The 11,214-nt window shown below is 48.9% G+C and carries 4 protein-coding genes; all 4 read left to right on the forward strand.

What is annotated here, in order from left to right:
* Positions 1-4 precede the first annotated feature (4 nt).
* Genes EL268_RS13580 through edeJ form a run of 4 tightly spaced genes read left to right on the forward strand, consistent with a single transcriptional unit; the run spans position 5 to position 11,214 of the window.
* Positions 5-1,168 (forward strand): pyridoxal phosphate-dependent aminotransferase, encoded by a 1,164-nt coding sequence (locus EL268_RS13580; protein WP_106656434.1) that lies wholly within the window; start codon positions 5-7, stop codon positions 1,166-1,168.
* Between the two features lie 17 nt (positions 1,169-1,185).
* Positions 1,186-4,476, forward strand: coding sequence for an edeine non-ribosomal peptide synthetase EdeL (gene edeL / locus EL268_RS13585; protein WP_106656433.1), 3,291 nt, complete (start codon positions 1,186-1,188; stop codon positions 4,474-4,476).
* Between the two features lie 33 nt (positions 4,477-4,509).
* On the forward strand, positions 4,510-8,493 hold the full coding sequence (gene edeK / locus EL268_RS13590) for an edeine non-ribosomal peptide synthetase EdeK (protein WP_106656432.1): 3,984 nt from the start codon (positions 4,510-4,512) through the stop codon (positions 8,491-8,493).
* Between the two features lie 30 nt (positions 8,494-8,523).
* Complete coding sequence (edeJ, locus tag EL268_RS13595) at positions 8,524-11,214, forward strand: edeine non-ribosomal peptide synthetase EdeJ (protein WP_106656431.1); 2,691 nt, start codon at positions 8,524-8,526, stop codon at positions 11,212-11,214.

The raw sequence follows: 11,214 nt of genomic DNA on the forward strand, positions 1-11,214 counted from the left end.
GAATATGGAAATCAGATCCTCCATTAATTTTCACGACGAGCGCTTTTTGATGTTTGTACTGGACCAGATGGCAAATGAGCTTGAGAGAAACGGTGGAGAAGCGATCCGCATGACTCTTGGGAAGTCAGAAATGCCGCTGCATCCCGAAATTATCAATTCCATGCAACAGGCATTGAACAGCTTTGAAAAATATTCGCTTGTATATCCAGGGGGGCTGCCGGAGCTGAAAGATAAGCTCGCGACCCACTATAAAACAAAATACGATGTGTCAATCAAACCGGAGAATTTCGTGATCAGTGTCGGTACCAGCACACTCTTCCGCAACCTGTTCTACCTCCTGCTTAAAGAGGGCGATGAAGTGTTGCTGCCACTTCCGTACTACTCGCTTTACCATTTCTGCGCGCTCTTAGTCGGTGCGAAAGTTCGTTACTACAAAATTGATCTGGATACGTTGAGACTGGATGTGGAGTCGTTCAAAGAGAACTTTACAGACAAGACAAAAGTGGTCGTGATCAACACGCCAGGCAACCCGTTGGGAAATATTCTTACAAAAGAGGAATTGTATACGATCGACAGCATCGTAGACGGGCGTGCAGCTATTATCAATGACGAAATTTATGCGAATACCTACTTCGATGACGAGTGCGAATCCGTGATGCAGCTGAAAAATACCAAGTCTACGTTCATCACAACGGATGCGTTTTCCAAAGCGTATCGGATGTACAGCAGACGTGTCGGATATGCGATCGTACCGGATGAGCTGGTGCAGCCACTGACGGTCATTCAGCATCATACACTGCTCACAGCAGACCCAGTCGTACAGTTCGGAGCAATGGCTGCGCTTGATTACCAGCATGAGGTTGATCATTTGGTCCAACTGTACAAAGGTCGTCGAGACTACACGATAGACGCTTTCCAAAATGTACCGGATGTCCGTGCTCTGCCAGCGAGAGGCAGCTTCTACTTCACGATTGACTGCGAAGAATTTATGAAGAGAAAAGGCATCAGCACCTCGCTTGAGTTGGCTACGCAAATTTTCGAGGCTACACATGTGGCGACCGTACCGGGTTCTGACTTTGGCATCCCGAACACACTGCGCCTCTCATACTCTGCCGCCAAGTATAACGAGGGAATTAACCGTTTGCGGGAATTTTTCACCACCACCTAAAAAGGGGAAGAGTCGCAATGAATGGACGTATGCAGCTCGATCTGGATCTGAACGAGTTTAACCTGCTCACTGATGATGAAGCGAACTTGTTAACCCGAGTCAATCAGACAGACAAACCGTATCGCAACAAAGTGACAATCGCTGAACTGATCGCCCGGCAAGCGGAAAAAACGCCTGATAGAGTCGCTGTGGTAGAGGCGGATCGAGAAAGAACTTACGCAGAACTACACGCGGAAGCAAACCAGTTAGCCCGTATCTTGAAAGATGCGGGTGTAGTTCCTTCGCAACTCGTAGGAATTCTCGCAGACAGGAGTTCCCGTATGGTAGCGGCAGTTCTCGCAATCCTCCAAGCAGGTGGGGGATACGTCCCGGTTGATCCGCATTATCCCCGAGCTAGAATTCGGTATCTTTTGCAGGATAGTCGTTGCAAGGTGCTTGTAACAGAATCCATGTATCTGGATGAGATCATTCCGGATCTACCTGACAGCATCGAAACGATCATTTGTTTGGACGAGACTTCCTTCCATCACGATGGATACAAGGTCTATACAGCGCTCGATATTCGCCGCCAAAAGGATGAGGCGATAGCCCCGGCGGGTTCAGAGGATGATGTTGCTTATGTCATCTACACATCTGGTTCGACCGGTGCGCCAAAGGGCGTCATGATTACGCACAAACAGGTCTTGAATACGTTGTTTTGGCTGGAGGAGACTTTTCCGCTTAGCGAGACAGACGTTGTTGCCCAAAAAACCTCGATTTCTTTTACGGACTCGGTGTGGGAATTGTTTTGGCCGCTGATGGTTGGATCAAAGCTGTCGATTTTGAAAGAGGAAGACGGGAAAGATCCGGGAGCGTTGTATGACTGGCTGCGAGAGCAGCGCATTACAGTCACCCAGTTTGTTCCAGCGATGATGAATGTGTTTCTGGCTCATGTGCATTCTCGCAATGAACCAGATCCGTTGCCCCATTTGAAGTGGGTATTTAATGGAGGAGAAGCACTGACAGCCAATCTGGTTCGCGAATGGAATCGTCTGTTCCGTATCGCGCGAATCGCCAATATATACGGGATGACGGAATCAGCGATATACGCTTCCGTCTATCTTTGCACAGAACAGCCTGCTGAAGAAACACTCAGAATCCCTATTGGTGTTCCCATTGCCAATACGCATATGTTCATCCTTGGTCAGACGGGGGAAATTTGTCCCCCAGATGTCAAGGGCGAGATTTGCATCGGAGGAATTGGCATCACCGACGGATATTTGGGCAAGCCTGAGTTGACCGAGAAAGCTTTTACGTATCATCCGATTACCGGCGAGCGACTTTACCGTACTGGAGATGTCGGATTGCTCAGCGAAACGGGCGTATTTGAATATCTGGGTCGGATGGACGATCAGGTTCAAGTGCGCGGCTATCGTGTGGAACTGAAAGAAGTTGAACGCGCCGTCCTTCAGCATCCTGCTGTGAATCAGGTAGCTGTATTGGCTATGACCGATCAGATGGGTTTGACCGAACTGGCTTGCTACTATGTGGTGCAAAAGGACGGTGTTCAGCCGGATGGGCTTCGTGCGCACCTGCTGGAGTGGCTACCCGGTTATATGATCCCGAGTTACTTTATGGAGCTGTCCGAGATGCCGCTAACCCCGCATGGAAAGATCGACCGAAAAGCTTTGCCTGCTGTAAAGCCTAGCGTCAGTAGTGATTACGTGCCTCCGGCAAATCCTATCGAACAAAAGCTGGTTGAGTTGTGGGCGGATGTCTTACAGATTCCATCGCCAGGTGTGCTTGATCACTTTGTTGGACAGGGAGGGCATTCGCTGAAGGCCATTCAGCTTTTATCCAGAGTGGAAAGTGAGTTTCAAGTGAAGCTTTCAATGCGCGATCTGTTTGATGCTCCGACGATTCGAGGCTTGGCGAGTCGGATCACAGGCAGCCTCCAAGAGATGGAGCAAAAACCGATCGTCGCGCTCTCTGATCAGGAATATTACCCTGTCACGCGTGCGCAAGAGCGGCTTTACCTGTTGTGGCAGTTGGAAGAAGATGCTACCAGCTATCATACCCCGGGAGTTATGCGGATGACCGGTTCCCTTGATTCAGGGCGTCTCCAAGACGTTGCAGATCAACTCGTCGCACGACATGAGGCGCTGCGCACCTCGTTTCATCTGATGGAAGGACAGGTGAAACAAAAAGTACACAGTGATCTGTCTGTACAGATTGAGACATGGAAAGCAGACGAGGAAGCTGTGGAAAAGACAATCGAACGCTTTTTCCGGCCTTTCGATTTAAAGCAAGCTCCTTTGCTTCGTATCGGCCTCATTGAGATTTCATCAGAGGAGCATCTGTTGATTTTCGACATGCACCATATCATTTCAGATGGCATATCCAAGTCCATCTTGCTTGAGGAGTTTTGTAACCTCTACCAAGGACAGGTGTTGCCGGAATTGTCGGTACAGGCCAAGGAATTCGCTTGGTGGCAAGAAGAACAAGCTGCTGAGAGCAGTTGGGCCGAGCATGAAGCCTACTGGTTGGATGCCTTTTCCGGGGAGCCGCAACCGTTGGCAATCCCGACGGATTTTCCTCGCCCACAAAATATGACATTTGATGGAGACGAGTTGCTGACTGAGCTGTCTGAAGAATGGCTGGAAAAACTCGACACGTTCACCCGTCAGAGTTCTACGACGCTGTACATGCTTCTTTTGGCCGTCTATTCTGTTTTGTTATCCAAATACAGCAATCAGGAAGACATCGTCATCGGCTGCGACATGGATGGTAGACAACGTGCGGAGTTTGCCCCTGTTGTAGGAATGTTTGTTAATACCTTGGCCTTGCGGAACTGGCCGAAGAAAGAATTGACCGTCCAAGAGTATATCGAACAGGTACGCCAAAACGTGCTAGACGGATTTGAACATGGAGACTATCCATTCGACCAACTCGTAAGTCAGATTCAATTGCTTCGCGATCCAGCAAGGAACCCGTTGTTTGACGCCATGCTGACCCTGCATCATGCAGCGGAGCAGCAAAAAGTCCGTCTCGATCAAATCGAGTTTGCTCCCTACGAATTCAGACGCAAAGCTGCCATGCTCGATCTGGCTTTGGAAGTAGTTAAGGCTGAAGATCACATACGCATGCACTGGCAATATAACACGAACTTGTATCACAGAAGAACAATCGAGAAGATGGCTCAAGACTTTGTCATTCTTCTGGAGCAAATGGTAGCCCACCCGAACCGAACTATCGGACAACTTCAGATCGGTCATGGAGTAGTACAAGTAGCACAGGGACAAGTGGACGACGATGACTTTGCTTTTTAAGAAATACATGACGGACAGAAAAGAGGGATTGGCTTGTCAACGATAACGGCACAAAACATCTTGCTGGCCAGTGGGCAGTTTGATCGCGAAAAAGACTATTGGATGGAGAACCTCTCGAGAGAGTTTCATTCACTCGATCTTCCAACAGACTCTCGGGCCTCGTTTCAGCGTCAGTCTGAGCTTCGTGAGCTGACCATCGTGTTTCCGGACGAGCTGAGCAAGGCACTGATTCATTTGAGCAATGGCTCGGATCAGCGTTTGTTCATGGCTTTGCTGAGTGGATTTTGCATCTTGTTGTCCAAATATACGGGACATCAGGACTTATGCGTTGGAACGGCTATCTTTCGTCAATCAGAGCCGGGTGAGTTTTTGAACAAGGTACTGCCCTTGCGTCATCAGGTGCTCCCGGATTGGAGTATCAAGGAGTTGCTGCAAGAAGTTCGGCAGACCTTAAAGGCCGCTGTGGAACATCAGAACTACCCAATCTTGCGGTTGATTGAGGAACTGAAAGTTCCGCAGCAGGGGAACAGCACACCGTTTTTTGAGGCGACTTGCTTGTTAGATGTCCTTCATGATCAGGACAGCATGGAACAGGTATCGAGCGAGTTGCAGCTCCTCTTTTCTAAAAAGGAAAACTCGCTCGAATTACTCGTGCGTTACGTGGGGCAAAGATACCAACTCCCCATGATGGAACGGATGATGGAGCATTTGGTCCGTATCTATCAGGTTATCGTAACGCAACCGGATCAGAAGATCGCAGAGATAGCGTGCTTATCTGAGGAAGAGATTCGGGAGTTAGTTCTTTCATTCAACGACAACCGGGTTGATTTTCCGCGCGATCAGAGCTTTGATCGCCTCTTTGAGGAGCAGGTAAAAAAGACTCCTCATCGCAAAGCGGTGACAGACGGAAAAGCAACCTTAACCTATCAGGAATTAAACGAGCGATCCAATCGACTCGCGCGCTATTTTATCCAGCAAGGATTGCGACCTGGCACGAAAATCGGTATCTATATGAAGCGTAACGCGGATACGCTTGTTGCGATTCTTGCAGTGTTCAAGGCGGGAGGAGCCTACGTACCGATTGATCCAGACTATCCGCAGCATCGGATCTTGTACATCGTGCAGAAGAGCGAGATTGCAGGGTTAATCACTCAGCCTGACTTGCTAGATGGATTGGAGTCGATTCAAGCATCCTCACCTGAACTGAAGTATCTCTATGTCTTTGGTCAATCCGATCAATCGGTTGAGTCACTTTCGGGAGAGGACATCGATCGGGAGAGTGCGGGAACAGACTTGGCGTACATCATCTTCACATCGGGCACGACTGGACAACCGAAAGGCGTAATGGTGCACCACCGTGGAATGATTAACCACATTTTCGCTAAAATCAACGACCTATCCCTCTGCGAGGACGATCTTGTCGCACAAACGGCTTCCCTTTGCTTCGATATTTCTGTTTGGCAATATCTATCTATTTTGCTGGTGGGTGGCTCTGTGTTGGTGGTCGATACCGAGACGGTTATGGATACGCAGGCCCTTCATAACGTACTCCGTTCCAATCGCGTCACCATCGCGGAAGTGGTGCCATCTCTGCTATCTGTGCTGCTTGATCTCGCTCAAGAATGGCCCGACTCCGATCGCAGCTTCCCTGATCTGCGATGGATGGCAGTGACAGGAGAGGAGTTGCCTGCCCCTCTGGTACGGCGCTGGTTTGGCTGCTATTCGGAAATTCCATTGGTGAATATGTACGGGCCAACGGAAGCATCCGATGATATTACGCACCACATTATCCGGGAAATGCCTAGCGATCAGCAGATAGTGGTTCCCATCGGCATACCGATTCAGAACACTCATATTTACATACTCGATCAAAATCAGTGTATCTGCCCACGAGGCGTAAAAGGAGAAATATGTGTGGCCGGCCCGGGCGTTGGTTACGGCTACTACAAAGATGAGGAACGGACGCAAAAAGTTTTTGTAGCAAATCCGTATGCCAGCTGGGTAGAAGACCCTGATTATCAAGCCCTCTATCGAACGGGTGATGTAGGCCGGATCACGGAGGCCGGATATATTGAGTACTTCGGAAGAATGGATAATCAAGTCAAGATTCGGGGTTACCGAATCGAATTAAGTGAGATTGAACAGGTAATGCGCAGACATCCTGCGGTCAAGGATGCGGTGGTCTTGGCGCTTTCAGAGGAAACGGGTGCAAAGTACTTATGTGCCTATGTCGTTCCCCTGGAGGGATTTTCTGCACGAGATATACGTGATTATCTGTTTACTGTGCTTCCGGAATACATGGTGCCGATGCACTATGTAAAACAAAACGTATTGCCACTTACCCCGAACGGAAAAGTGGACAGAGGGGCTTTACCGAAGCCTGGCATACAGGATCGGGTCGACACATCTATTTTTGTGTCAGCTACAACCGAAACGGAAAAAGCTCTCACCCACATCTGGGCTCAAGTGCTGCAGCTCGATCCAAAAACAATCAGCGCTCGGGACAATTTCTTCGCTCTAGGGGGGCACTCGTTAAAAATCAACGCGGTGGCTGCGCAGGTTGCACAGCAATTTGGCGTACAGCTTCCACTGCGAACCATGTTTAATCACCCAACGATTCAAGAGCTTGGCAAGGTGATTGATGGGGCAGACAAGACGATAATGAAAAGACGATTCCCAGTCGAAGCCAGATCGTACTATCCGGTTACGCCTGCCCAGCGCAAGTTCTTTATTCTTCAGCAGTTGAATCCGGCTGACACAAGCCTTCATATTACGGCTGCCCGTTTCGTCGAGGGTGATTTGAGTCGTGAGAAAGTAGAACATGCTTTTCAAGGATTGATTGACCGCCATGAATCTCTTCGTACCTCGTTTGATTATATAGATGGGCAAGTAGTTCAAATTGTACATGATTCGCCGGCCTTCCGTTTGGAAGTGAGCGAAGCAAGTGCAGAGCAGTTGGATGCCAGCCTGGCAACATTCGTACGGCCATTCGACTTGCGTCAAGCGCCCTTGTTGCGTGCAGGACTAATCAGGATTGCACCGGAAAAGCATCTCTTGTTGTTCGACATGCACCATATCGTTTCAGACGGTGTATCCATGGATATTCTCGTGGAAGACTTTGTTCGTCTCTATGCAGGCGTGACACTTCCTGCATTGGAAGTTCAGCAAAAAGAGTTTGCTGTTTGGCAGGAATCTGCACTTGAGTCAGGGGAGCTTCAAGCTGGCTATTGGGCAGACCTGTTTTCCAGCCCAGCACCACTTCTATCGATTCCGACTGATTACGAAAGGCCAGAATCTCTTACGTTTCCTGGTGCGACGATTGAGTTTGAGATATCGGCAGAGGAGACGCAGCAGTTGCAGGAGCTGGCAACGCAGGAACAGGCGACACTTTACATGGTGCTGTTGTCGGTTTACAACATGTTGCTTGCAAAATACAGCGGCCAAGAGGATGTCGTTGTCGGAACTCCAGTAGCTGGCCGCAAATTTGCAGAGTTTGATGAAGTGATTGGGATGTTTATCAACACCATTCCCCTACGCAATTATCCAAAAGGCGCGAAAACCTATCGCGAGTTTCTTGCGGAGGTCCGTGAGCATACGCTAGCCTCTTTTGAACAGGCGGATTACCCGATTGATCTGTTTGTTCAGACTCTTGGCATTGAACCAAATACAGGTCGTCAGCCCCTTTTTGATACGATCTTCGTCCTGCAAAACATGGACAATCCGGAAGGGGAACTGGAGCTTGAGGACATGATCGTCAGAAACTATCCACTGCAAAACAACACGGCAAAACTTGACCTTCATCTGTCGGCTTACCCTGTTTTTGACAGACTTACATGTAAGCTGGATTACCGCAGTGACCTGTTCCGAAGAGAAACGATGGAGCAGCTTGTGAGTGACTTCAAAAGCTTGTTGCAGCAGGTGATGGAAGATCCCCAGCGCCTCCTGCAAGACTTTGAATTGACCCGTGAGGTAGCCCTTATTCAAGCACAGGGCGTCGATTGGGATTTTGAATTTTAGAGCAAGCGGTGAGTAAGAGGGGGAGGGCATATGGAGACTACTATTTCGCAAAACATTCTGCTAACCAGTCGGAAATTTAGCCGGGAGGAGCAGTACTGGCAAGAGAAGTTACAGGGGGAGTGGACGCTCTCCCTCCTTCCAACCGAAGGGACGGAGAAGGAAGGCGATGGGGAGAAGGAGACAAAAGAAATATCTTTTGTCTTTCCAGATGATTTGAACGCTGCCGTTGCGGCTCATTGCGATCATCATCCGATGAAGCTCTACCTGTTCCTTCTGTCGACGTTTCAAATCATGCTGAATCGGTATAAGCAGACAGACGACATGATCATTCTCACGCCCGTCTTTCAGAATCCGCTTCCCCCTAATGCTTGGAATCGGGTGCTGCCGCTGCGTGTACGGATGCATCAAGAAGCTACTTTTGCAGAAGTGGCGAAAGAGGGTAAGCAGCTGGTCAAAGAGGCAATGGAGCATCAGAACTATCCGTTTTCGCAAATGATGCAATGGCTTGATCTATCCGACACCGATCTGATGACACTGCTGGATACAGCTTTCGTACTAGAAAACATGCAAGATATTGCTGCTTTAGAAGGTCTGACCCTGCAAGTGGTATTTGCATGCAAGCAAACAGAAGATGGAATGACAGGACGCGTACGGTATGCGGGCGAGCAGTTCCAAGAGGCTGTGGTCGAACGAATGATCAGTCATTATTTACAAATTCTTCGTGAAGTGGTCGTCGATCCCAAACGGCTAGTTCACACAATCGATATGTTGACGGAAGCAGAGCGGACTGATTTGTTGTATACCCGCAATCAAACGGACGTTCCTCATTCTGCTCCAAAGCCGATCCATCAACTGATCGAGGAACAGGCAGCGCGTACTCCTCATCTAACAGCGGCTGTGTTTGGCAACAAAACCCTTACCTACGCTCAACTTAATGGGAAAGCCAATTGCCTTGCGCGTATGTTGAAGGCCAGCGGTATTGGAAGAGGAAGCTATGTTCCCGTCTTGATGAATCGTAGCTTGAATTTGGTCATTTCCCTTCTAGCTGTGATGAAAACGGGTGCGGCATTTGTTCCGCTAGACGTGCAAAGTCCGAACGAACGGAAAAAGCAGCTGCTGGATGAATTGGATTGTCCGGTGACGCTGATCGGACCAGAAATACGTCAGGAACCGTCATTCGTGCAATGGACACGTGCTGTAATCGTCGATGCGGATAAAATCCGGGAAGAAGGGGACTTGCAGGTCCAGGTAGATGTGGACGACCCGATCTATGTGATTTATACATCTGGTTCCACTGGCAAACCAAAAGGAGCTGTTGTTCCTCATATCGGTATTTTCAATCGGTTTCGCTGGATGGATGAACATTACGGTTGTACAGAACAAGACGCCATATTCCAGACGACTCCCCATCACTACGACAGTTCGGTCTGGCAACTTTTCTGGCCGCTCTTGCATGGTGGCCGTACGGTATTGCCGATTCCTGAATTCGAGATGACGCTCGATCAAGTGTTGCACGCTATTTCAACCTATCAGATTACGATTACGGACTTTGTGCCGTCGGTCTTTAACCTGTTGGTAGATCAAATGGAAACACGGATGGACATACACGATTCACTTTCTTCGATTCGCCACCTGATCTTGGGGGGAGAGGAAATTACGGCTCACACCGTGCATCTGTTTCTTCAGCGGTTTCCCCATGTTCGTATCACGAATCTGTATGGTCCGACGGAGACGTCTATTGGTGTCATCTACTTTGAGATCGACCATACCCATCAGGGACCGATACCGATCGGAAAGCCGATAGCCAATACGAAAATTCTGTTGCTGGATTCAAATCGAAAACTAGTTCCTGCTGGGCATCAAGGGGAGATTTATATAACTGGCTTGTGCTTGGGGCACGGTTACTTGCACGATCCTGAGAAAACTGCAGCCAGCTTTGTTGACAACCCTTATCCGGAAATTGGTTATCAAAAGCTTTACCGGACAGGCGACCTTGGACGCTATCTGCCGAATGGCAATATCAAGTTTTGCGGTCGCATCGATCATCAAGTAAAAGTATGCGGGCACCGAATTGAGCTGGGCGAGATTGATGAGGTTCTATTGTCCCACCCGCTAGTCAAAGAGTGTGCCGTGCTATTTCAAGAAGAGAAGGCTCGATTGTGCGCGTACTACGTATCGAATGCTCAGGAATTGACCGCAAGTGACTTGCGTGGTTATCTCAGCGAACGGCTTCCCGATCACATGATCCCTTCCTTTTTTGTCAGCATTGAAAAAATGCCTTTGACAGCAGGGGGCAAGATCAATCGCAAGCTACTGCCTGAAGTGGATGAACAACAGGCGTCCGATGCTGAATATGTAGCCCCGCGAAACGAGAAGGAAGAACAGCTGGTTACCATCTGGAAAGAAATCTTGGGAATCGAAAAAGTGGGGGTACACGACAGCTTTTTCCAGCTGGGAGGGAATTCCCTGCTGTTGCTTAAAATGCATGCGCAAATTGTAAAACAAGTGGACAGCGAGATTAGCGTCGCTCATTTGTTTTCCTACTATACGATTGCCATGTTTGTGGATTTTCTCGAACAAAGAAAACAGGATCAGTTTGCATCTATGGAAGATCAAAGCGATGATGACGAATCCCTTCTGGAATTGCTGAGGGAGGTCAAGGAGGGAGTTCTCTCCGTAGACAAGGGTGCCGAACTGATCGACAAAAGGAAGGGGAATTAG

It is taken from the genome of Brevibacillus brevis, from assembly GCF_900637055.1.
GTDB lineage: Bacteria > Bacillota > Bacilli > Brevibacillales > Brevibacillaceae > Brevibacillus > Brevibacillus brevis.

Excerpts from the sequence above, each read along its gene's own strand:
- edeJ (WP_106656431.1), top strand. The coding sequence starts at position 8,524 with ATGGAGACTACTATTTCGCAAAACATTCTGCTAACCAGTCGGAAATTT.
- EL268_RS13580 (WP_106656434.1), top strand. The coding sequence starts at position 5 with ATGGAAATCAGATCCTCCATTAATTTTCACGACGAGCGCTTTTTGATG.
- edeL (WP_106656433.1), top strand. The coding sequence starts at position 1,186 with ATGAATGGACGTATGCAGCTCGATCTGGATCTGAACGAGTTTAACCTG.